The 22,227-nt window shown below is 58.8% G+C and carries 19 protein-coding genes, 1 tRNA gene and 1 pseudogene; 15 read left to right on the top strand and 6 right to left on the bottom strand.

Annotated elements, in window-relative coordinates; genetic code table 11:
- Positions 1-52: 52 nt before the first annotated feature.
- From ABIE49_RS16905 to ABIE49_RS16880, 6 genes are all read left to right on the top strand, one after another.
- On the top strand, positions 53-1,279 hold the full coding sequence (locus tag ABIE49_RS16905) for a tyrosine-type recombinase/integrase (protein ID WP_192735264.1): 1,227 nt from the start codon (positions 53-55) through the stop codon (positions 1,277-1,279).
- Positions 1,279-1,812 carry a hypothetical protein gene (locus ABIE49_RS16900; RefSeq protein ID WP_192735263.1) on the top strand — a complete coding sequence of 178 codons (534 nt, stop codon included), beginning with the start codon at positions 1,279-1,281 and terminating at the stop codon, positions 1,810-1,812. The genes ABIE49_RS16905 and ABIE49_RS16900 overlap by 1 nt, the downstream gene beginning before the upstream one ends.
- A 66-nt stretch (positions 1,813-1,878) precedes the next feature.
- Complete coding sequence (locus ABIE49_RS16895; protein WP_192735262.1) at positions 1,879-2,091, top strand: helix-turn-helix transcriptional regulator; 213 nt, start codon at positions 1,879-1,881, stop codon at positions 2,089-2,091.
- Positions 2,092-2,216: 125 nt separating this feature from the next.
- A complete protein-coding gene (locus ABIE49_RS16890) occupies positions 2,217-2,558 on the top strand; it encodes a hypothetical protein (RefSeq protein WP_192735261.1) in 342 nt (113 codons plus the stop codon).
- The gene (locus tag ABIE49_RS16885; protein WP_192735260.1) at positions 2,555-4,216 is read left to right on the top strand and encodes a phage/plasmid primase, P4 family; all 1,662 of its coding nucleotides are present in this window, start codon (positions 2,555-2,557) and stop codon (positions 4,214-4,216) included. The genes ABIE49_RS16890 and ABIE49_RS16885 overlap by 4 nt, the downstream gene beginning before the upstream one ends.
- 388 nt (positions 4,217-4,604) lie before the next feature.
- Positions 4,605-5,396 (top strand): terminase small subunit, encoded by a 792-nt coding sequence (locus ABIE49_RS16880; RefSeq protein ID WP_192735259.1) that lies wholly within the window; start codon positions 4,605-4,607, stop codon positions 5,394-5,396.
- Positions 5,397-5,571: 175 nt separating this feature from the next.
- Here ABIE49_RS16880 and ABIE49_RS16875 read toward each other — a convergent pair whose 3' ends face one another.
- Both ABIE49_RS16875 and ABIE49_RS16870 read right to left on the bottom strand, forming a co-directional pair.
- The gene (locus tag ABIE49_RS16875; RefSeq protein ID WP_192735258.1) at positions 5,572-6,129 is read right to left on the bottom strand and encodes a hypothetical protein; all 558 of its coding nucleotides are present in this window, start codon (positions 6,127-6,129) and stop codon (positions 5,572-5,574) included.
- A 570-nt stretch (positions 6,130-6,699) separates the two neighbouring features.
- On the bottom strand, positions 6,700-7,458 hold the full coding sequence (locus tag ABIE49_RS16870; protein WP_192735257.1) for a hypothetical protein: 759 nt from the start codon (positions 7,456-7,458) through the stop codon (positions 6,700-6,702).
- 296 nt (positions 7,459-7,754) lie between these two features.
- Here ABIE49_RS16870 and ABIE49_RS16865 point away from each other — a divergent pair, with 296 nt between their 5' ends.
- On the top strand, positions 7,755-9,125 hold the full coding sequence (locus ABIE49_RS16865) for a transposase (RefSeq protein ID WP_354066850.1): 1,371 nt from the start codon (positions 7,755-7,757) through the stop codon (positions 9,123-9,125).
- A gap of 201 nt (positions 9,126-9,326) precedes the next feature.
- On the opposite strand, the pseudogene ABIE49_RS16860 reads toward ABIE49_RS16865, so the two are convergent.
- Together ABIE49_RS16860 and ABIE49_RS16855 are read right to left on the bottom strand one after the other, a co-directional pair.
- A pseudogene (locus tag ABIE49_RS16860) lies at positions 9,327-9,725 on the bottom strand (SUMF1/EgtB/PvdO family nonheme iron enzyme); the annotation flags it as partial.
- 113 nt (positions 9,726-9,838) lie between these two features.
- On the bottom strand, positions 9,839-11,434 hold the full coding sequence (locus ABIE49_RS16855) for an arylsulfatase (protein ID WP_192738372.1): 1,596 nt from the start codon (positions 11,432-11,434) through the stop codon (positions 9,839-9,841).
- A 311-nt stretch (positions 11,435-11,745) separates the two neighbouring features.
- Here ABIE49_RS16855 and ABIE49_RS16850 point away from each other — a divergent pair, with 311 nt between their 5' ends.
- The 8 genes from ABIE49_RS16850 (at position 11,746) to ABIE49_RS16815 (ending at position 20,102) form a co-directional block, all read left to right on the top strand.
- Positions 11,746-11,937: a hypothetical protein gene (locus ABIE49_RS16850; protein ID WP_192738371.1), complete on the top strand. Its 192-nt coding sequence runs from the start codon at positions 11,746-11,748 to the stop codon at positions 11,935-11,937.
- A 137-nt stretch (positions 11,938-12,074) separates the two neighbouring features.
- A complete protein-coding gene (locus tag ABIE49_RS16845; RefSeq protein ID WP_192738370.1) occupies positions 12,075-14,288 on the top strand; it encodes a sensor histidine kinase in 2,214 nt (737 codons plus the stop codon).
- Positions 14,285-14,911 carry a response regulator transcription factor gene (locus ABIE49_RS16840; protein ID WP_192738369.1) on the top strand — a complete coding sequence of 209 codons (627 nt, stop codon included), beginning with the start codon at positions 14,285-14,287 and terminating at the stop codon, positions 14,909-14,911. Before ABIE49_RS16845 ends, ABIE49_RS16840 begins: the two co-directional genes overlap by 4 nt.
- 70 nt (positions 14,912-14,981) lie before the next feature.
- On the top strand, positions 14,982-15,389 hold the full coding sequence (locus tag ABIE49_RS16835; protein ID WP_192738368.1) for a response regulator transcription factor: 408 nt from the start codon (positions 14,982-14,984) through the stop codon (positions 15,387-15,389).
- Complete coding sequence (locus ABIE49_RS16830) at positions 15,386-15,778, top strand: cyclic nucleotide-binding domain-containing protein (protein ID WP_192738367.1); 393 nt, start codon at positions 15,386-15,388, stop codon at positions 15,776-15,778. The genes ABIE49_RS16835 and ABIE49_RS16830 overlap by 4 nt, the downstream gene beginning before the upstream one ends.
- A gap of 20 nt (positions 15,779-15,798) precedes the next feature.
- Positions 15,799-17,955: an adenylate/guanylate cyclase domain-containing protein gene (locus tag ABIE49_RS16825; RefSeq protein ID WP_192738366.1), complete on the top strand. Its 2,157-nt coding sequence runs from the start codon at positions 15,799-15,801 to the stop codon at positions 17,953-17,955.
- A 1,257-nt stretch (positions 17,956-19,212) separates the two neighbouring features.
- Positions 19,213-19,479, top strand: coding sequence for a hypothetical protein (locus tag ABIE49_RS16820; RefSeq protein ID WP_192738365.1), 267 nt, complete (start codon positions 19,213-19,215; stop codon positions 19,477-19,479).
- Positions 19,480-19,937: 458 nt separating this feature from the next.
- The gene (locus tag ABIE49_RS16815) at positions 19,938-20,102 is read left to right on the top strand and encodes a hypothetical protein (protein ID WP_192738364.1); all 165 of its coding nucleotides are present in this window, start codon (positions 19,938-19,940) and stop codon (positions 20,100-20,102) included.
- Positions 20,103-20,590: 488 nt separating this feature from the next.
- Here ABIE49_RS16815 and ABIE49_RS16810 read toward each other — a convergent pair whose 3' ends face one another.
- Together ABIE49_RS16810 and ABIE49_RS16805 are read right to left on the bottom strand one after the other, a co-directional pair.
- Positions 20,591-21,712: an AAA family ATPase gene (locus tag ABIE49_RS16810; RefSeq protein WP_192738363.1), complete on the bottom strand. Its 1,122-nt coding sequence runs from the start codon at positions 21,710-21,712 to the stop codon at positions 20,591-20,593.
- A 356-nt stretch (positions 21,713-22,068) separates the two neighbouring features.
- Positions 22,069-22,153: transfer RNA gene (locus tag ABIE49_RS16805), tRNA-Leu, on the bottom strand.
- Positions 22,154-22,227 lie beyond the last annotated feature (74 nt).

Here is a 22,227-nt window from a genome sequence, read left to right as displayed (position 1 = left end):
CTCATTCCATCTAAATCTTGAATGTGGAAAGAGGTGTGTAAAGGGGGCGATGATGGCGAGCGGGCGAAACAAGCTCTCGGCGGTGATGGTGCGGCAAGCGCCTGCCGGCAAATACGGCGACGGCGGCGGCCTCTGGTTATTCAAAGGCAGCAAAGACGCCGGAAGCTGGGTGCTGCGAGTGGCCGTGCATGGGCGGCTGCGGCACATGGGGCTCGGCTCGATTTCCGATGTTGGCCTGAAGGAAGCCCGCGAGGCCGCTGAGAAGTGGCGGGCCACCGTGCGCGCCGGCAACGATCCGATCAAGGTCAGGGAGCGAGCCAAGCGTGAGGCCGCGCGCAACCTGCACATGCTGAAGGATGTCGCCGACGACTTCTTTGAGGGCTACAAGGCGCGGCTGAAGGGCGATGGCACGGCTGGTCGTTGGTTCTCGCCGTTGACGCTGCATGTCCTCCCTAAGCTCGGCAAGGTGCCTGTCGCGAACCTCGATCAGGTCGATATTCGCGACACGCTCCGGCCGCTGCGTGACACAAAGCCCGAGACGATGCGAAAGGCACTCAACCGGCTCAACCTGGTCGTTCGCCATGCCGCTGCGCTCGGCCTCGACGTAGATACGCAGATCATCGACAAGGCCCGGGCTCTGATCGGCAGCGGCGACAACAAGGCGGGAAGAATCCCGGCCATGGCGTGGCGGGACGTTCCCGCCTTCTATGCGAGCCTGGACGATGGCAGCGTGACGCATCTCGCTCTGCGCCTCCTGATCCTGACGGGCGTTCGCTCCGCTCCGCTGCGGTTCATCCGCGAGGATCAGATCACACGCGAGAAGATCGATGGGCACGAGATCGACATTTGGACGGTGCCGGCAGAGGCAATGAAGGGGCGAAAAGGCCAGACGGAGGCCTTTCGGGTGCCATTGTCGGCAGACGCTATGAACGTGATCGAACTTGCAAAGCGGCTCGCTCGCGGCGGCTATCTTTTCCCAAACGTCACTGGCAAGGGCGTAACCAGCGATATGACGCTCAGCATGTTCATGCGCCGGGCCGACCTTGAGGCGCGTCCGCACGGCTTCCGATCCTCCCTTCGCGTGTGGCTGGCCGAGTGCACCGATGCGCCGCATGAGGTCGCTGAGACGGTTCTACAGCACGCGGTCGGCAATAAGGTGACGCGCGCCTATCAGCGATCGGACCACCTGCTCCAACGTGCGGCGCTGATGGAGCGATGGGCCGATCACGTGACCGGCAAGAGTGGCAAGGTTGTCCAGCTTGCGGAGGCGCGCGGCTGATGGACACCCCCGGCACGGCGTGGGACATCGAGGCGCTTCTTGCTGCCCGAGACCACGGGCTTTCAGTTGACCATGCTCGCAATATCGTAATTCTAGACTGGCTGGCGAAGGGCGACACGCGGCCCTTCGCGGACTGGATCATATGCGGCCATGTCCCATCTCGCGAAGTGCTGCTGGCGCTGGCGGTTATGATGACGCGCGGCGACAATCCCCGTTTCGATCCTGCCGGTTTTGTGAACCCGAAGATGCGCGAGATCGCGGCGATTTTTCCGCTCAGCATCAAAGTGAACGGCAAGGTCAGCCGTGGGGCGGACCTGGAGAATGTGGTGCGCGACAAGGGCATTGCGTTGGAGGTTCGGCGCAGCATGGAGGATGACGGGCTCAGCCGGGAAAAGGCAATCGAGCGCCTCACTGATGATCTGGCTTCCATCGGCGTCCACATGGGCGGCGACAATATCGAAAAGGCGTACAAGGCCCACAAATCAAAAATCCGACGCAGCAAGCCAAAGCACAGCGGTACGAACTCGCGCTAAACCGTACCGTGATCTCATAACTCGCATCGGCAATGATCAGCCCCATCGAAACCGATGAGGCTGAAAATGACCACAACCGAACTCACCACCCTGCCCGATCCGCTGCTTAACGTGGGAGAAAGCGCGCGCCTTGCCGGTGTCTCTGTGCCGACGTTCTGGCGGCGCGTTGCTGACGGCACCTTTCCGCAACCCGTGAAGCTGGGGAAGCTTTCGCGTTGGCCGCGCTCGGAAATAATCGACGCTTTCGAACGCATGAAGGCCGCGCGCAACGCTGCCTGACCGATCCGCCATGCCGGCACGAAAACGCCCGGCCATCTCTGACCGAGCGGATCAATCGTTAAGCGTGATGTGGTGTTGCGCTTTATACAACGATTGGCCGCCGATCGCAATATGCGAGGCACCCTATGACTTCTGAGTTTTCTCCAAAATTCCCGCGATCCATTGCGGGCGGCGACTACCGCACTCCGCTCGATCGACCCGACGTCGAGGCCGTCGCCGCGCGGGCTGATCACCTTTACCGGACGTTTTCCCTTAGCGATGAGGACCGCGCGCTGCTGATCGAGCGGTACGCAATGATGGCTCGGGACTTCGGTCTGGTTTTTCGATACCGCGCCTACGTTGAGCGGCTGGAGAACAAATATGGCCTCACGGCGTTGCGCAAGCTCGGCGAGATCGTGAACCGTGAGGGCGGCGAGGTTTATGACGCGAGCCACGGCGTGCCGCAGCTTGTCGATGATGAGATTTGATCGGCCGCGCCATGGATGATGAATTGCCGGCTTGGGTAAAAAACGGGCCTCAGGTCGATATCTACGAAACAGACGGGCGGATCGACTTTGCATCGCCAGCGCCGGAGAGGGCCGCCGACGAGCGGTCAGCCCCTGCCGGTCCCTTCGTCCAGGCTGTGGCGGCAAAGCCTACCCGCCTCGCTGAGGTGTCGGAGTTTAAACGTCAAAACAGACTTGGAGCGCTGGCGGAAGATATCCGCATGTCCGAGGGCATGGGCGACATTTCGCACGACACATTAGCCAATGAGCTGGGCGCGCTGGGATGGAATGCTGACGCCAGACATGTCGCGGCCTGGGGAAGGTGGCTTTTCTGGACCGGTTCGAGGTGGCGCACGGATGATCGTCTCGAACATATGACGCGGACCCGAGACTTCTTGCGGGCCGTCGCCAGCGATCTGATCAAGGTCGCGAACGAAAGGGCACCGGGGAACGATGAGAAAGAGGCGAAGCGCATCCGGGCGCAAGGACGCGCGATGGCGGCTCGATTGAAGGACAAAAAGACTGTGGCCGCCGTCTGTGATCTCGCCCGCTCAAACCAGCAAAGCGTAGCGGTGGCCGATGACTTCGACAGCGATTTGTTTCTGCTCGGAACGCCGAACGGGACGGTCGATCTTCGCACCGGTCACTTTCGGGCTGCTCTCCGATCCGACATGATCACCAGGACGACGGCGGTCGCGCCTGCGAATGCCGGGGAGAGGCCGTTTCTGTGGCTTAAGTTCCTCAACCGTGTGTTTGCCGGGAACGTTGAGCACATCGAATTCATGCAGCGCGCGGCCGGCTACGCCCTGACGGGCTCGGTAAGCGAGCATAGGCTGTTGTTTGCGTTCGGTGGCGGACGCAACGGCAAGGGCGTGTTCCTCAACACGCTGCGCGATATTTGGGGCGATTATGGCCAGAAAGCGTCCGCCACAACGTTCCTGCAATCCCACAACGATCAGCACTCCACCAGCATCGCGGCGCTACGTGGCGCTCGGCTCGTGTTCGGCTCGGAACTGCCAAAGGGGCGATCCTGGAATGAGGCTGTTATCAAAGACCTGACGGGTGGAGACCGGATGCGAGCGCGGTTCATGCGGCAGGACGATTTCGAATTCATGCCGCAACTGACGCTGTTCATTGCCGGCAACACCAAGCCGTCATTCCACGGCGTTGATACCGCAATCCGAGAGCGCGTCGTCCTGATCCCGTTCACGGTGACGATCCCCGAGGGTGAGCGTGATCCGCATCTGCTCGAAAAGCTCAAGGCGGAATGGCCGGCGATCCTGCGCTGGGCCATAGACGGGGCCGTTGAATGGCAGCGGCGCGGCCTCGACGTTCCGGTCGACATACGCGCGGCGTCGAAGGAATATCTCGACAACGAAGACGTAATCGGCCGGTTCTTGACGGACAAGACGGAGGCCGACGCCAACACCGTTGCTGCTGGCGAATGGCTGTACGAAACGTTTCAGAAATGGTGCGAGGCCGAGGGTATGAAAAGCCAGTGGTCAAAGGCCGCATTCGAAAAAGCGATGGAGGAACGTGGGATTAAGCGGGGCAGGAAGAACAATTATCGCGGATGGTCCGGACTGCGCATCAAAGACCATGCCGCACATGACACCGGTGACACTTGTGACGGCTTTTGACATATGAGACGTACACCAATTTTAGAATTCTATAATGTGTGCCGCGCGTAAAAATATTGTACGTACCATATGCAAATTGCCGTCACAGGTGTCACGGGGTATATACCGCTATACTGTTGCAGCAAACGCAACACTGATGGGTGCTCGCGGAAACTTCAGCGCTCGACCGCTGCCGGTAAAGTCTATCGGTATCGGAATTGGCAGATCATCTGATGCGCCCTCACTGCCAGCCCCGACGCCGATCCACTGGACCGGCAGGCGTGACCCGCTGAAGGTCCTCGATCCTCGCGCGCCACATCGTAAATTCTCGGGCTCGCGATTAAACGGCTCCTTATGAAAACTTATGCCGAGTGGTGGCGGCAACTGTTGACGGGCCATGTCTCTCCGCATGGCTCTGACCGCGAAGCAACATCAATTCGTCCGGGAATTTCTACTGGATTTGAACGCCACCCAGGCCGCGATCCGTGCTGGGTACAGCGCCAATTCGGCGCAGGAACAGGGCTCGCAGATGTTGTCCCATCCCGAGATCAAGGCCGTGGTCGAGGCGGCTATGGCGAAACGGTCCGCCAAGACTGAAATCGACGCCGAGCGCGTACTGGAAGAAATCGCCGCCATGGCGTTCTATGATCCAGCCGAACTTATTGGCGTATCGCGCGAGCTTGCAGATGGCGAGGAATGCAGCGAGGGCGAGGGCGTCATTTCGTTCAACGGCAAGCGGTATGCGGTAAGCGGCATAAGCTCGCCCGCGCACATTGCGGGGCTTCCTGAGAACGTGCGCCGTGCGATCGTCGGCTGGAGTTGGGATCGCAACGAGAACTTCACCTTGAAGCTGGCGGACAAGTCCAAGGCGCTCGATCAACTTGCTCGGCATCTGTCGCTTTACAACGATCGAATTGAGGTCAGCGCCTTCGCAGGGCTCGCCGATCGCCTGGAGCGGGCTAGGGATCGCGGTAACGCTGATGATAGACTTGCGCCCGCTACTTCACCCTCTTTGCCGGCTCCGCCGTTGGCGGCCGTTGCGACTGCCTCGGCTGTTTTCCCGGCAGGGCGGACCGAACCCGCTGCACCGGCCGCACCGCCGTCACCGCCGAAACCGTACCGCCCGATTATGCCGGCCCCTGTGCCGGTCACGTGGCCCTCGTTCTGCGGTAACGCATCCACCGACTATGACCCTACCTAACGAGGCCCTTTGGCTTTGGAAAAACTCCGCATAGAAATGCGCGACGCTTGGGCCAGAAGCCGCGCGCCTTGGCTTGATAGGATAAGCGGCAAACACCTCCAACGAGGGCACATCATATAGCTGGCCAACCCATAAGGCGCTTCTTCCGGTGGTAAGGTCAGTGCTGGTGTTAGGGCTATCGGAGCTGGATTTGCTGACCGACCTCTCTATCTCCACGTTTCCGGTCAATTTCCATATACTTTTCGCCACGCTTGTTTCTTGCCTCAAGTTCTCGCTGGTCGAAAAGCACTGTCTGAATACCGACTACTGCCCATTCTCCTCCGCTGTAGGTCACGTAGGCGTCCACACGTAGAGCAGGATGGGCAAAGCGGATCTTATCGACATCCTGAGGGAGCCAGAAGGGATTGCGGATCCAACCCTCCAGTTGTTCTTTGTCGAGTTTTTCGGCGGGGCTTCGCCAGAGCCAAGACGCGACTTGCGAGCGACCTCCGACTTCCTGGAGTTCCCAATCTAGCGGCTGATCTCGCTTGGATAGATGAGTGGATTGTCCAAACGCGGACAAGACACGCTCCTCGAATACTCCCATGGCAATCGGACGAGCGAAGCGTTGGCTAAGCGTGATTGACACCAAAGGGTATGGTGGAAGATCACTGGAAATGGCTCGCAACGAGGAGCAGGGAGGCTCGTAAACAAACCGTTGCCAGCCGCATTCATAATCACCAGCATGAAACATGTGCAACGCCCCACCCCGAGGTGGCGTGACCACACCAGACCTTGCTGAGGGCCTAAGATCTGGCGAGATCTCTCGAAGAGCCTGTTCAATATTCATGCCCAAGCGAAGACCCTTCAGTGTGAAATCTTCTGCGGCTCCGCTAGTCGTTGAGCCAAACACAGTCATGCACACCAAGAGTGCCGCCAAAAATCGTGCAAACACAGTGATTTCTCCCAGCAAGAGAGACAGCTAAGTTAAAAAGGAATTTGAAACAATTTAGCATGCGCGCCTTTTCTGGCGTGGCTAGTTACTAAAAGTGTTTAGACACGCGTGGGAATCGAATGCGGTGAGCGAGCCGCCCGCCGCAGGAGCGCCTGCAGGGCTTTTGGAGAACACAGGTGTTCTATCGGCTCGCTCTAGTGCCAACTATCTCCGCTCGTAGCGGAAGATAATCCCATTGAGGAAATGCCCCGATTGATCGTGCAAGGACGAGACTTTCGACGCGGTCCGCGCTCGGGTGCTGCGCAATATCGAGATCGAGGCGGCGCAGGCGGGGAAGAGGAATTGTAGGGAGCGGTCGGTCTGTTCACATTAGTTCGGAAAGTAGTATGGCGCACTCTCGTTTATGGAGGACTTATCGCCAGTCTTCCAATCAATCACATTATAACCTCCGGCATTATTCGGAAACTTCAAGTAGCGAATACCCTTTTCATATATCGTTTCTTTCGATTTGCCTATCGCGGCCATCACGGCCGCCACGTGGATTATTTTAGTCTCTGATGTCCAGTCTAGTCGAAGTGTGCTTGAAAAAAATCCCTCAATTTTAGCCCTACAAATTCGGCCGAATTGCTCGTTGATTATGTGGGCTACATCAGCCCGACCTAACATACTACGAGGCGTCGGCAGATCGGGTGGTCGAGTTTCGAGTTGCTGGGCACGCGGTTGATCATCCTTCGGTGTTTCAATCCTGGCACTCGGGGGAGTCGATGGTCGTATCTGACCAACCTTACATTCACCGGTTAGGGTTCGTCTGGAAACAATTGGTTTGGTCAAAACCTCAGACACCGTAATGGCTCCGGTATCTCGGGTGAGCCGAAACGTTCTCTTGCCGCCTTCGGATATGGGGCACTCGGCTGCAATACTGATCTCCGAAAATTCCTGCACAACAATCCCGGAGACCGAGCGAAAACATTCGACGACGCGACGTTCTTGTTGGTCAATTTTGAGTTCAAAAATGCTCGGGCTGTCATCCTTGGGAGATTTGACCCTGCATACGAAATCAGTCGCCTCAGCATTTACGTTGGTCGGGATGCAAGCGAGGGCTAATACGACCGTGACAATGGGCTTCATGTGACGCCCCCAAAAAAGAGCATCCTCCCGTAACCAGAGCGGGCGCGCAAGCGATATGGCGCGGCCTGACGCGCAGGGTTCAAAAGTGAACAGACTCCCAGGATCGGCGCGCTTAACTAGGGCGTGAACTCATAAATTCAGGGTAGTCGGTAGACGTCCGCTTTGGTGCGCATTCCGGACTCAAGTCGGACATTACGGCACTTCCGAAAAGTGCCGATTTTGTTGCAAAAGTCAGTTGAGACAGGCCGCGAAGCGTGATTCCGTTGAGGTGACGCGATTCTCGGTGAGGTCGATCCATGATGGGCCGTCTGCAGAGTGACCAAGGTCAACTGTTCTACGAGTTTCGTCTTGGCGATGCGGTCCCCGAAGATCATCTGGTGCGGAAGATCGACACTGCGCTCGATCTGTCGTGGCTTCGCAGCGAGCTTGGGCCTCATTATTCGTCGATGGGTCGCCCCTCGATCGACCCGGAACTGATGATCCGGATGCTGGTGGTGGGGTATGTGTTTGCGATCCGCTCGGAGCGATTGATCTGTCGTGAAGTGCAGGTGAACCTGGCCTATCGCTGGTTCTGCAAGCTCGGTATCGAGAATGCTGTCCCGGATCATTCGGCGTTCTCGCGTGCCCGGAACGAGCGTTTTCGCGAGGGGGATATTTTTCGCCGGGTGTTCGAGCGGGTCGTCGAGGCGTGCATTGCGGCCGGTCTGGTTGGCGGCGAAGGCTTCGCCGTCGATGCGAGCCTGATCCAAGCCGATGCCAACAAGCAGCGCTCAATCGCAGGTCAGGATTGGCGCAGGGATCGTGATCCGGCGAGATCAAGCCGCGCTGTGAAGGAGTATCTGGCGACCCTCGACGATACGGCGTGGGGCGCCGCCAGCGACGTTGTGCCAAAGTTCGTCTCGCCGTCCGATCCCGCGGCCCAGTGGACCGGGGCGCACAAGGGGCCGGCATTCTTCGCTTACTCCGACAACTATCTCATCGACGTGAAGTTCGGCGTGATCGTTGACGTCGAGGCCTCCCGCTCCATTCGACAGGCCGAGGTCGGCGCGGCAAAGACCATGATCGAGCGAACAGAGGAACGCTTCGGCCTTAAGCCGGAGCGGCTTGTCGGAGATACCGCTTACGGGGCAGCTCCGATGCTGAACTGGCTGGTCGAGGAGAAAGGCATCGCGCCACATATCCCCGTGTTCGACAAGTCGAAGCGAGATGACGGCACTTTCTCGCGCAGCGACTTTCGATACGACCAGATGAGTGACGTTTACCATTGCCCCGGCGGGAAGCGACTTGGTACGAGTGGTACCGTGCATGAGGGCAAGACGCTTCTATATCGCGCCAGCAAGCTCGACTGCGACGTATGCCCGCTCAAACCGCAATGCTGTCCGAAAGACCCATCGCGCAAGATCCCGCGCGACATCCATGAACACGCCCGAGACGTCGCCCGTTCGCTTGCGGAGACTGAAGCCTTCGAGCAGTCACGCCGTGAGCGCAAGAAGATCGAGATGCGGTTTGCGCACCTCAAGCGCATCCTGAAGCTCGGCCGCCTTCGACTGCGCGGTCCACGAGGCGCCCAGGATGAGTTCGTTCTGGCTGCCATCGCCCAGAACCTGCGGCGGCTCGCATCGCTGGTTGCGCGACCGCCACCCGCTCGGGCTCTCTGTATTGCGTAAGCGTAATAGTTGCGTAGAGAGTGTCAGGGTCGAGGGACCAAACCCCGTTGCCCGAAGTCAAATGGCCGAACGACATCATCAGTCACAGCCGACTTTTGCAACAAAATCTGCCACAAACAGACATCAAAGTTTAGTGCCATCGTCCACAAACCGCGATGTTACGCTGCGGCAGGCCTGTCGGGATCAATGGTTGATACGGCGTCATCGGCGGCCATCACCGTCCATCCCCGATCCTCGCACGACACAACGAAGCCCGATATGACTTGTCGAGCTATCGACCTGCTCGGCTTGGCACGCCGCAGGGCGGTAGCGCACACAGATGCGAACCGCCCTTCACCACCCTGCGCGGAATTTTGATCTCCGGCTACCGCGGGTCAAAACTCGCCGCCTCGCGCCCGCCGCGCGGATTTGACGGCAGGCAGCAGGTCTTTGGCGAGTCCGCCTCGTGCTTTGCCGCATAAAAATCCGACATCCACTCCCAGACGTGCCGACCATATCGTAGACGCCGGAACCTTTGGGCGGAAACGCTCTCACTGGCGAGGTGCGCTCGTAGCCGTCAGCGGCAAGATTCTGCCGCGGGAATTTACCCTGCCAGGTATTAACGAACGAGGGCTCCTTCTGCCAGTTCTCCAACAGGCCCGCCAATCGGAGATATGCCACAGCGGTCCGACGATAACGCCCTATTGTCGGACCGCAGAAGGTAACATGATGAGTCATTTCCCCTCGTTCAGCTTCGCCATGACTTCGTCCAGATTGAAGCTGGCTGCTTTTTGCCGCTGAGGGTATTCGCGGAAGGATGTCAGAAACTGGCCAACGTAATCCTGTGCGGGGACGAGCAGGAACACGTGATCGAATATCCAATCGTAATAGGTATTCGAGGTAACGTCCGCCCGCTCATAGGGATCAGTCCGAAGATTGAAAATCTTTGGAAGGCGCAGATTGGTAAACGGATTGGCCCAGAGCAACAGCTGTCCGGCGGCCCGCTGTTCCATGAAGACGACCTTCCAGTTGTCATACCGCAATGCGACCAATTGCTGATCATCGTTGACGTACAGGAACGACTCCCGTGGATTCTTTGCGGTCTGCCCGGTCAAGTACGGGACGAGATTGTATCCATCGAGATGCACTTTGTAGGTCATGTCACCAATTTTGTATCCGGCGCGCAGTTTTTCGGTCACCTGCGCGTCACCAGCAGCAGCCAGAATGGTTGGAAGCATGTCGTGGTGAGCGGCTATTCCATTTGACACCTGCCCTGCCTTGATCTGGCCGGGCCACCGAAGAATCGCTGGCACCCGGTAAGCTCCTTCCCAGTTTGTGTTCTTCTCACTGCGGAAGGGCGTCATTCCTGCATCCGGCCAGGTGTTCATGTGCGGCCCGTTGTCAGTCGAATACATGACGAACGTGTTGTCGGCGATCCCAAGGTCATCCAGAGCCTTAAGCACCGTCCCCACGTTCTTGTCGTGATCCAACATCGTGTCATGGTAAGAGCTTTGCCAGCGGCCCGCCTGGCCGACGCTTTCCGGCTTCGTATGCGTACGCAGGTGCATGTGCGTGAAATTCACCCAGACGAAGAATGGCTTGCTCGCATTCTTCTGCCTCTTTATGAAATCGGCAGCTCGATCCGCGGTGTCGTCGTCGATGATCTCCATCCGTTTTTTGGTCAACGGGCCGGTGTCTTTGCAGACTTGCTTGCCGACCTTGCCGAAGCGCGGATCAACCGTCGGATCGTCCTTATCCGAAGCTTTACAGTCCAAAACGCCTCGCGGCCCGTACTTGGCTTTGAATGCAGGGTCCTTCGGGTAGTCCGGTAACTCCGGCTCTTCCTCCGCATTCAAGTGGTAGAGATTTCCGTAAAACTCGTCGAATCCATGCACCGTCGGCAGGAACTCATTGCGGTCGCCAAGGTGATTCTTGCCAAACTGGCCGGTGGCGTAGCCGAGTGGCTTGAGCAACTCGGCCACGGTGGGATCTTCTTTCTGCAGCCCGAGAGTGGCGCCAGGCAGCCCGACCTTGGTCATTCCAGTCCGCAAACCGGATTGGCCCGTGAGGAACGAGGCGCGCCCGGCAGTACAACTCTGCTCCGCATAGTAGTCCGTGAACATCACGCCCTCGCTTGCGAGGCGGTCGATATTGGGCGTTTGATAGCCCATCATCCCCCGTGAATAGGCGCTGACGTTCGATTGGCCGATGTCATCGCCCCAGATGATAACGATGTTGGGTCTTTGCTGCTGTTGTGCGACCACCGGTGCAGTGGTTATAGCTGCAACGGATATCGTCGTAAGCAAAAACAGAGCCTTGGTGATCCTCATGATGAAAGCCTCTCTGCTGCAACGACAGTAGTGGTGACTTGTCGGAAGATTCCGGTCGGACCGGCTCGTGTTGGCTTGACGTCATTCCCCCAAAAACGTTTGCCTGGATCAGGCGAACAGGAGCGCAACTGCAACAATGCGCTTACGACGCCTCAAATGGCTTCCGCATCCGGGCGGCATGTCGTAGTCGGCGCAACTGACTGAAGAAAGCTGGACCTTGGTCCAGCACGCGCGGACACGGCCGTGCGACGGCGTCGACTTGCTTTAACATGAATGAGGCGGTGCGCGGCCGGCCAGCAGGAAGCTATTGCTTGCCGATCTCGGCAGGCGTCGAGGGTCGCGAAAGTCTTCGCATCAATGAGCGTGACTCGCGCCGCAACGCCGCGCACTGCCGCCATGAACCCTCAAAAACGTCAGCAAATCTGACGCGCACGCGGATTGGCGTGAAGTCCGAAAACGGGCGACCTGCGCCTTTTCACGCCGATATCGACAAAGGCTGCTGACCGGACTCGACAGATACAACCCTATGTTTTAACTTAGCTATTGATATTTTAGGACCGGATCGAACCTCGTGTGGGCAGACGGTCAGGCTGATGGGTCGAGTGTCAAACACGCGCACCGTCTGCGCGCGGCATTTCTGTTGATCGTCGCCATCCTTCTGGGATCCGCTGTAGCATCCCGAGCGGCCGATGCGCCGAAGCGCGTGCTGATCCTGCATGCGTACAATTACACATTTCCAGCTACGACGATTGCCTCGGAAACGGCCCGCAAACGGCTGCTCGCAGGCTCACGGCAAGCGATCGAGATCGAGGCTGACTTTCTGGACCTGGCAAGGATGCCGGGGGACGTGCACGCCATGCGCACGGCGAACTTTCTGCGGGAGAAATACGCCAAAATGCATTTCGATCTGGTGCTGGTGATCGGCACCGAGGGAGTGCCTTTCATCATCAAGTACCGCGACGTTATCAGCCCCGGAGTACCCGTCGTGTTTGCCGGCGGTTCAGCTGAAAACTATGCGGCCATCCAACTGCCGCCCGATGTCACCGGAGTCATGAGTGGTTTCGACCTTGACAAAATGCTTGAACTGGCAGAGCGCCTTCAGCCGAACGTGACGCGGTTTGTGGTGATAGGTGGAAGCGGCAGAGCCGATCGCGGTTGGCAAGCGGCTACGAGGAAGGCCATCGAAGCCCGCAAGCGAAAGTTCGAGACGGCCTTCCGAGTCGACTTGACCTATGATGCGATGTTGGCGGAGGTATCGCGTCTGCCGAGCGACACAATCGTGTTGCTGCTGTCCGTTTACGCCGATAGCGCGGGCCGCCCTCTCATTCCAAGGGACGTTGCCGGTGCGGTGGCGAAGGCCTCCGCCGCGCCGGTCTACGGCCCCTTCGGAACATTTCTAGGCTCGGGTGTCGTTGGAGGATATGTCGAAACATATGAATCCATGGGTATCGCTACTGCCGATCTGGCCCTTGAGATTCTTTCAGGCAAAGACCCGGCTACGCTTCCACCACGAATAAATCCCGGGCAAGACTTCCGCGTTGACGCGAGGGCCATGCAACGCTGGGGCCTGAAGCAAAGCAACCTTCCGCCCGACAGCATTGTCATGTTCCAGGAACCCGGCCTTTGGGATGAGCATCGCAATCTCGTTCTGGGAACGATATCTATCATCGTGCTCCAGGCTTTATTCCTGGCAGGTTTGTTGTTTCAACGGCGCAGACGGCGGCAAGCAGAGACTTCGCTCAGGGAAAGCGAGGAGCGCATGACATTCACCGCCGCCTCCGTGAATGTCGGCTTGTGGCAGTTCGATCGGACGACCGATGAGTTGTGGGCGACCGAACATTGTCGGTCGATGTTCGGCCTCGCGAAGGATGTTCCACTCACGCGCGAGACGTTCATCGCCGCCGTGCATCCCGAAGATCGCCGCGCTGCCGTGGGCACGCTGCGGGGGGCATTGAGGGGCCAAGCTGCCATGACCGACGTCCGCGTCGTCTGCCCCGATGGCGGGGTGCGCTGGATCAGGGTTCGAGCTCGTTCACACCTCGATGATAAGGGAACGCCGGACCAACTTAATGGACTTTTCGTGGACATTACCGACCAGAAGACGGCCGAAACCGAGGCGGAGCAGCAGCGTCAGGAAGTCACCCATTTGATGCGGGTTTCAGTGATGGGCGAGCTATCGGGCGCCATCGCCCATGAGGTCAACCAGCCGCTCACCGCGATCCTGACGAACGCGGAGACGGCGCTATATCTGCTGGACCAGGATTCGCTAAACCACGCAGAAATGCGCAACACGTTGCTCGACATTGTAAGCGAGGATAAACGCGCCGGCGAAGTGGTCCAGCGGCTACGGGGGCTGCTCAAGAAGGGCGAGAGCCGGTCCGAAGAGGTTAATATCAACGAGCTGGTCGACTCGACTACGGCGCTGCTTCGCAGTGAATTGATCCGTCGGCAAGTCCTGGTCGAGAGCGACCTTGGGGCGAACCTCGCCGTCGTACTCGGCGATTCCGTGCAACTGCAGCAAGTGCTGCTCAATCTGGTCGTGAATGCAATGGATGCAATGTCCACGACGCCCGCGCCGCAGCGACGCGTCATGATCCGTACCCTCCAGACGCCGACTGGAGACATTCAGGTGCTCATCAAGGATCACGGGCATGGAATCAAGATGGCAAATGGGAAGCAGGCGTTCGAACCGTTCTACACCACCAAGGACCATGGCTTGGGGCTTGGCCTGTCCATTTGTTCGACGATCGTGCGCAAGCACGGAGGAACGATCAATCTGAGGAATGATGACGCCGGGGGTGCCGTCGCGGAGTTCTCGCTGCCCGCCCGCGTCATGATGATGGCGGCGCAATGACGAATGGCCGGTTTACAGTCTTCCTGGTCGATGACGACGCCGGCGTACTTAAGGCGCTCGACCGGGCGTTGCAATTGAGGGGATACGAAGTCCGCTCGTTCACTTCGCCGCAGGCATTTCTCGCCAGTCACGACGCATCGGCTCCCGGATGCGCTGTTCTTGATGTCGCCATGCCCGACCTAGACGGATTGGCGCTGCAGCACGCGTTGACCGCGGAAGGATCGCAACGGCCGGTCATCTTCCTCACGGGCGAAGGTGATATTCCAACCAGCGTACGGGCAATGCGCGCCGGAGCCGTCGATTTTCTGACCAAACCGGTCAGCTACGTTGACCTGCTGGCGGCCATTGCACGGGCCGAGAAGGAAGATCTCGAAAACCGCGCTGCGAGCGCCAGCCTGAATTCGATTAACGCCAGGCTTGCGATGCTGACGCCTCGGGAACGTGAGGTGATGACGCATGTGGTCGCTGGCCGGCTCAACAAGCAGATTGCCGGTGATATCGGAACCGTCGAGAAGACAGTGAAGCTCCACCGCGGCAGGATGATGCGCAAGCTCGGCGTGCGGTCGGTTGCCGACCTCGTCCGCCTGGCCGAAAGGGCCGGAATTACCGCAGGCGAATCCTAGCCGCGATGTTTCGGTGATGGACCTTGGGCTAGCTCGACAATCCGCCGCGACGAAGCCGATAATTCGCCACATGGCGCCACCCTCGCCCTGGATTGCAATCGTCGACGACGACCCGTCAGTGCTGAAGGCCCTGGCGCGGTTCCTGCTGGTGCGAGGGATTGACGTCAAGACATACCAATCGGCCCGGGACTTCCTGGCATCGCTGCGCGACGGAATGCCAGACGAGTTACCGGAATGCCTGATCGTTGACCTGCAGATGCCGGAAATGAACGGCCTTGAGTTGCAACACCATCTCAATCGCACAGGGATCCGCATTCCGACCATCGTGATTACCGCGAATCGCGAAGCCGAAATGCGCGAACAGTGCGAAGCCGCGGGGGCCGAAACCTACCTCCTAAAGCCGTTCCCCAAAACTTCCCTGCTCGCAGCAATCGAGGACGCCAGAGCCAAGCCCGCTCGGCGCAGGCTGCCGCGATGACCACCGAACCCAGGACTTCACAAGCTACCGTTCAATCGGTCCGCAAGGACTTGAGCCGCAGGACGTTCCCTGCGGGAGCGACCATCTTTGCCGAAGGCGAGGCCGGGACGGTCGCCTATATCCTGCTCCGCGGCGATGTCACGATTTTTATCGGATTTGGAACGCCCCATCAGCGCACTGTAACCTCGTTGGAGCCTGGAAAAATGTTCGGCGTGCACGGACTTATGGCCGGAGCGCAACGTAAGGCCACGGCGGTGACGGCGCAGGGTTGCGAAGTGCTTGCGGTGAGCGAGGCGAAGCTGAAGCAAAAACTGGACGAAGCCGATCCATTTCTTCGGTACTGGGTCGACTATTTGTCGAAACGGGTCATTGACCTGTCGACGCAATAGCGCAGCGGGGACCAGCCCAGATGCCTACCTCCCCCTCGTCCGGCCCGCGCATCACGTTATTCGTCACGGTATTGACGCTGTTCCTGATGGTTGCGGTGCTTGTGGGCACGGCCGTCACGACCGCCAACTATATCGAAGCTCGCCAGACCGCGGTCAAGGTTGCGAGCGACACGTTCCAACTGAAGATCAACCAGATCAATGAACGGCGCCTCGCGTTCTTTGCGCCAGCTTTCATCATCGCGGATGTGTTTCCAAACTCCCCCGCGCTGCGGCAGGCGGACGGCTCCAGGCAGTCGATCATGAACCTGGTCCTGTCCAGCATGAAATCCAGCCCCCAGATATCTGCGGTGTATGCGGGCTACCAGAATGGCCATTACGTCCAGGCCCTGTCGATCTCGGAGACCGAGAAAGCCTTCGTCGCGCGGCTGGGCGGTCCGGTCCTTACCCGATACGCGATCCAAGAGATCCGCGCCGACCAAAACGGCATCCTCTACCAGACCTGGACCTTCCTCGACAACGATTACCGTGAGATCGGGGCAACGTCCGGGCATGCCGCCATATATGATCCTCGTCGTCGTGACTGGTATCGAGACGCATTGGCGAACCCTAGCAACACCATCCGTACTCCCCCCTATCTCTTCGCCACCACCTCTCAGATCGGACTAACGATCGCAAAGGCCTTTCCGGACGGCAGCGGCGTTATAGGCATCGATATTACCATCGACCGGTTGATGTCTTACGTTCGCACCGTTCGAGCCAACGATGCCCATCGCTTTGTGGCATTCGATGACAAGGATCGCCTGCTGGCTCACCATGATCCCGCTGAAATGCTCAAGCGCAGCGGTACCGGCGAAACCGAAATAATCAGGCTTGCCACTACTGCCGACGTAACCGACCCGGTTGTTCGGGAGGCGCTGAAGATATTCGCGCGCGAAGGCCCCTCCAGCCTGATGGATTTCAAGGTCGACGGCATCGACTATCTTGCTACTGTCGTGCGTCAGGTCGCCAGAGATGGTGGCGTCTTCTTCGTGCTATACGCAGCTCCGCTTTCCGACTTCCAGGGCAGTATGATCGATGCCGCCAAACGCAGCATTCCCATCGCCTTGTTCGTCTTCATCCTCCTCGTGCCGGCGATTATTTACCTCGCGCGATCGATATCCAGGCCGCTCGCCAGGCTTTCCGATGAAGCCGGACTGATCCAATCGTTCCAGCTCGACGATCCGATCAAAATGAACTCGCGTGTGGTCGAAATCAACAAGCTGATCCGGTCAATGTCCGGAATGAAGAACACGATTCGTGAAGTGTCCAAGTTCGTGCCGAAAGCATTGGTCAGGGATATTCTCGAAAGCGAAGATACAGTTGCCGTGGGCGGCCAGACCCTCCGCATCAGCATATTGTTCACCGACGTGAAGGATTTCACGCCGATTGCCGAGGGTATCCCTGCGCAGGATCTGATGGCAAACATGTCGGAGTATTTTGAGGAGCTCGCCTCCCTGATCATCAAGCGGGATGGAACGGTCGACAAGTTCATCGGCGATGCGATCTTCTCGTTCTGGAATGCGCCGCTGACGGTTGCGCAGCACGAGCACACCGCTTGCGCAACCGCGCTTGAGTGCCACGCCGCGTCGCGGCGCCTGAATGCGCGCTGGACCGACAAGGGAGTAGCAGCCTGGAAGACGCGGTTCGGTATTCATGTCGGTGAAGCCGTGCTGGGAAATGTTGGATCGGCCGACCGGATCGACTACACGGCCATCGGCGATAACGTGAACATTGCCGCCCGCCTCGAGGGAATGAACAAGTTCTATGGCAGCAGTATTCTCGTGAGCGGAGAGATCGAAGCCATCTGTTCGAACGAGTTCCTGTTCCGGCGCGTCGATCGCAGTCGCCCGAAGGGCGTCGGCCATTCGCTCGACATCTTTGAACTGCTCGGCCGAACCAACGGCTCTGACGAATTCCGCGTAACGCCGGCAATGACGAAGCTCGTCCAGGACTGGGATACTGTCTACGCGGTATATGCCAGCCGCGACTGGATGGGAGCACTGGATGCCTTGGAGGCGTTCGCTGACGAGTACCCGGATGACGTGCTGGCCGGAATCTATCTCGACCGCGTGGTTGAATTCATGCTGGAGCCCCCAACGGAGGCTTGGGACGGGGTCATCCACTTCAGTCGCAAATAAACGCGACTGGCAAAAGGGGCCGCTTGGTTGGCACGGCAGCCTGATCTCAGTTGAGTAATTAGAGGCATCCATGAAGACGCTCAATCGCAGCAAATGTCTGATGGTGACATTCCTGACCGTTCGGCCCGGACTTCGAGTTTCGATCACACCGTACGCCCTCCGGTCGGCGCAACCGCCGTGATCTCATCATCCCTGTCAACAACCAGTGCGGCTCGCTATTGCTCGGCGTCGACGCCGAACCCCTCTTCAATGCGGGGGCTGCCGCAGGCCCCAATACGCTTACTGCGCTGACCGCCTGGATCGAGTTGCGCATCGATCCCGGCCCAACGCACTGCTCAACACGGGTGCGCTCACGAACGTCAAGAGCGCTTCAGGTATCCTCACTCGGTCAGGATGCGTATCTCGACTTGGGCCCGCCCTTACCGGCGGGTTTCTTACTGACGTTAGGAACGATCCGGCGCCGCAGGAATGGATTCTGCGCTCCCGGTAGGCTCTCTGTCTCCTGGCCGGGAGAAAACCCCAACTGGGTTGGCGGCCTTAGATTCAGCGTGGCGTTCTCTCCGCGCCGGGGCCGTTTGCATGATCGCGGCCTGCGGGAGTGGCCTTCTATGCCAAAAAAAGGCCTCCAGCGCTCTAGGGAAGGCGGGCAACACTCGTCATTGCCACTTGTTTCCGAAATTGGCATCGCAAAAGAAGCGGCCCCAGCGTAGACGCTAGAGCCGCCAACCCAGTTGGGGTTTTCTCCCGGTGGCTTTAAGGGGCGTGAAATCTGGGAGCGTTGAATCGACTCTTCGGGAGCTGCGAAGTTCCAACTGCAATGGCCCCAGCGCCTTTCGGGGGACGCGCTTTGCAACGTAAAGGCCAGCGCGCCCGGGAAGAATACCGTCAGCAAGACTGCCAAACCTGCCTGGCCAACAAACCACTGCCGCGTCAACAAGGGCACGGGATTTGGGAAATGACTGAACCGAGTACAACGAAGGCTGTCCCGAGACAAGGACACCCGCGACCGGAACCGCAGGCAATAAGACCGTGCGCGAAGTGTATTTAGAAGAGATAGCCAACCCTCAGTGGCGCGATACTACCGCGATACTACGGAGGCTCGGGTGAGCTTTGTTATCAGTGCGTCACGCCGCCGTAAGACACAGCAGGATCGACACGCCGGATCATTCCGGGCTTATAAGGCCGATCGTGCTGATCCACTGATCGAGGCAGGCGGCATTTTGGTGGCTGAGGCACAAGCGCACGATATCCGCCGACGTGCAGGAGATCATTGGGTACGTTCACGACGCTTCCTCAACCTTCTCACCAATGACTGCCAATCAGCTTGCCGATGGCATGGCCAAGGGAATGAAAGAGCTTGCGGACGTTCCAGCCGCCGACCTCGATCTAGCGCGTGAGCTGATAGGGCAGATGTCCGAAAAAATGCCGTCGCTGCCTTACCAGCTTGAAGCCACTGGCCTGGGAAATCGGCCCGACTTCATTCGCGCGGTGATCCGCGAGGCCAAGCGGCGCAATCGGGGATGAGATCATGAAGGTTGAACCCATCTTGTGTCCGTGTTGCCGACGACAGGTGGACGTGCCGTCGCTCGATATCGTCATCGACCATTACAAGGTGCCACCGATGCAGGCGCGCATTCTCGGCGCGATTTGGAAGGGCAAAGGCTCCATCCGGTCCAGACGGAAAGAATTTTCGGTGCCATGTACCGTGACGATTCCGATGGGGGACCGTCGCCGACGCGCATGTATGAGGCATTCAAGGTCGCGCTTTGCCATCTGCGCGCTCGGCTTGAGGGCTCGGGGATCACTATCGAAATTGTGGGCTATAGACGTGGCTATAGGTTGGTGATCGGGGCAGCGGGTCGGTCGCAACGGCTGTTGTGATCTTAGCAACAGCGATTGCGATCTTGCCCACAGACGCAGCGGGGCTCGCGCTGCTAGTCTCTTCTCCTGGCCGAATGGTTCGGCTGAAGGAGATCGTCACAATGAGCTTGCAACATCTCGAATTCGAAGCGCTGAAAATTCTTACCGCGCTTGTGGACATGAACAGCGCTAGGGTGACGGCAGCGAGGGCCGCCGCTGACGCACTCGCCGAAGCTCTGGCCGATGCTATCGAGGCGGCCGACCGCGCTGCGAAGATCGCGGCTTAAACGCCGCATCGCCGGAAGGCGGTGAAAATCTCTCCAGAGCCCGGCCGATCGCCGGGCGTTTTCTATTGGACTATCGCCGGGCATCAGTAGATGAAGAAAGGCCGCCCGCTGAGGCGCGCCGCAGAAAAGGTGGATGCCTGTGAACGATCGATTTAGGCGTGTTGCCGTTGCGATCTGGGTCTTTGCAAGATCCAGGTCGAAAGAGTGTCATTGGTCGATCTATGGATTTTTGGCGGGGGCCTTCGTGGGATTCATTTTCATTGGCGGAATTGGCATAGCCGTTCTCGGAACTGCCGTCGGTTTATGGGCCTGGGTTGGTCCAGGCTTCATCGGATCATTAATTGGCAATCGAGTAGGTATTTGGAAGGACAAGTCAGCACTAAGGCAAGAGGCGCAGGGCGGCGGTGAGGAAATATCTCCGCTGACGACAGGGAGCCCGGCGCTCGGCCGGGCTCTCTGTCGTCCCAAATCGTAATGTCGGCCTCATGTCAAAAATGGTCTGCTCCGAGGGCTACCCCGTTGCGCTCGGCTATAAGCCTGACGTAACCGCGCAGCACATTCTCCTTGAATGCGTACCAGGAGTTCCGCTTACGGACGATAATGCCGCCGTGCGCCTGATCGCACAGGCGATAGAGGCGAGTGCGGAAGCGCTCTATGTCCAGCGGCTTGCGCCCCTTCGGCTTCCGGTGGTCCATGATGGGTAGATACGACCTCTCGTAAATGTCCTTGATCTGGCGTTCCAGATGCGTCGATTCCGCGATCGACCAAAGAGCTTCCTCGTAGTCCTCGGAATTGGTCGTCTTCTGGATGGCGTAGTTATAGGCCTCGCGCAGCGGGCTCTCGGCGCGCTCGATCGCGCGGCTGATGGCCTTGTGGAAGTCATCGCTGGAGGCGACCGTGCTGGTCTTCTGGTGGTCGAATATTTCCCACAGAAGGTTCTCAGCGATCAGGTGCACGTAATACGGAAAGCCGTCGCTGATCTGGCTGATGCGGATGAGGAAGTCGCGATCAACCTCGAAGCCGAGCTTGGTCGCAGCGTTCGTCACGATGGCCCAGCGGGCATCGTAGGAGATTGGCGCGAGCTCGAATCCCGTAATCGCGCGGCTGGCCGACAGGTGGCTGCCAATGATCTCATCCAGCGTCTTGCCGATCCCGCACATCACCAGCTTCAGCGGCAGGCGCATATCGTGCATGGCCTTGATGAGTTCAGCCAGCTTGCCCTTTACCTCATGGGATTCGATGCGGTCGATTTCGTCGACAACGATGATCGGCTCGTCAGGCGCGCGCGTTGCAGCGGCTTCCTTAATGAGATTGGCGGCGTGGTTGATACTGGTCAACCTCTCGGGGATGACGTATTGCCCCGGTACGCCAACTTTGCCTTCGACCTTGAACAAGCCGACGTTGATGCCGGCTGTGCCGCTCAGTTCGCGCGGCTTTTGCAAATAGGTCTTCTCGACTAAGGCACCGCACACGTCGCCGACGATGCCTTCGAAGGTCGATTTCTCGTCGCAACCGACCCACGGCGGATCAGCGCGGAGATACGTCTTCGCGGCGGTCAGCGCGATCGAGGTCTTGCCGATGCCGCGTTCGCCGTGAATGAAGACGTGCATGCCCGGTGAGTGCAGCGTGCGCCGTATATCACGCAGGATGGTTCGCGGCCCTGCAGGAGTTCGGGCACGTCGATAGGTTGCGCTGGACGGATATTCTGCTTCAGGATGCTGACAAACTCATACTCAGCGAGCACTTGAGGTCACCTTTCTTAGGGAGGTGCCATGGTAGCCTAGATTCGCGCCCCGCCGACGGCCCTGTCCTCGCTTACTCCCAGCCAATGAGAGGGGGCTAGTAATTCCGAACGCGCGATGCCCGCCAAACAGTCCATCGCAGATTGAAATGTGGGAACAGGTGTGTAATGGGCCTTTGCCGACGGCGCTATCTATTTGATTTTATTATTATTTTTTCCATATAATGGTGCCCCTGGCCGGAATCGAACCAGCACTCCTTGCGGAACTCGATTTTGAGTCGAGCGCGTCTACCAGTTCCGCCACAGGGGCCCTCGGGGCGCCGGCCAGAAGGCCGGTACCGCGAAGCCGGCGGAATATAGCGGGCGGTTTCGGCGGGTCAACCC

It is taken from the genome of Bradyrhizobium sp. OAE829 (assembly GCF_040546575.1).
Classification (GTDB): Bacteria; Pseudomonadota; Alphaproteobacteria; order Rhizobiales; family Xanthobacteraceae; genus Bradyrhizobium.
This window is presented reverse-complemented; position numbering and strand designations above follow the sequence as displayed.

Bases quoted from the DNA above. Each gene is read 5' to 3' on its own strand.
- ABIE49_RS16905 (WP_192735264.1), top strand. From the start codon at position 53: ATGGCGAGCGGGCGAAACAAGCTCTCGGCGGTGATGGTGCGGCAAGCG.
- ABIE49_RS16900 (WP_192735263.1), top strand. From the start codon at position 1,279: ATGGACACCCCCGGCACGGCGTGGGACATCGAGGCGCTTCTTGCTGCC.
- ABIE49_RS16895 (WP_192735262.1), top strand. From the start codon at position 1,879: ATGACCACAACCGAACTCACCACCCTGCCCGATCCGCTGCTTAACGTG.
- ABIE49_RS16890 (WP_192735261.1), top strand. From the start codon at position 2,217: ATGACTTCTGAGTTTTCTCCAAAATTCCCGCGATCCATTGCGGGCGGC.
- ABIE49_RS16880 (WP_192735259.1), top strand. From the start codon at position 4,605: ATGGCTCTGACCGCGAAGCAACATCAATTCGTCCGGGAATTTCTACTG.
- ABIE49_RS16875 (WP_192735258.1), bottom strand. From the start codon at position 6,129: ATGTTTCATGCTGGTGATTATGAATGCGGCTGGCAACGGTTTGTTTAC.
- ABIE49_RS16870 (WP_192735257.1), bottom strand. From the start codon at position 7,458: ATGAAGCCCATTGTCACGGTCGTATTAGCCCTCGCTTGCATCCCGACC.
- ABIE49_RS16865 (WP_354066850.1), top strand. From the start codon at position 7,755: ATGATGGGCCGTCTGCAGAGTGACCAAGGTCAACTGTTCTACGAGTTT.
- ABIE49_RS16855 (WP_192738372.1), bottom strand. From the start codon at position 11,434: ATGAGGATCACCAAGGCTCTGTTTTTGCTTACGACGATATCCGTTGCA.
- ABIE49_RS16840 (WP_192738369.1), top strand. From the start codon at position 14,285: ATGACGAATGGCCGGTTTACAGTCTTCCTGGTCGATGACGACGCCGGC.
- ABIE49_RS16835 (WP_192738368.1), top strand. From the start codon at position 14,982: ATGGCGCCACCCTCGCCCTGGATTGCAATCGTCGACGACGACCCGTCA.
- ABIE49_RS16830 (WP_192738367.1), top strand. From the start codon at position 15,386: ATGACCACCGAACCCAGGACTTCACAAGCTACCGTTCAATCGGTCCGC.
- ABIE49_RS16825 (WP_192738366.1), top strand. From the start codon at position 15,799: ATGCCTACCTCCCCCTCGTCCGGCCCGCGCATCACGTTATTCGTCACG.
- ABIE49_RS16815 (WP_192738364.1), top strand. From the start codon at position 19,938: ATGAGCTTGCAACATCTCGAATTCGAAGCGCTGAAAATTCTTACCGCG.
- ABIE49_RS16810 (WP_192738363.1), bottom strand. From the start codon at position 21,712: ATGCACGTCTTCATTCACGGCGAACGCGGCATCGGCAAGACCTCGATC.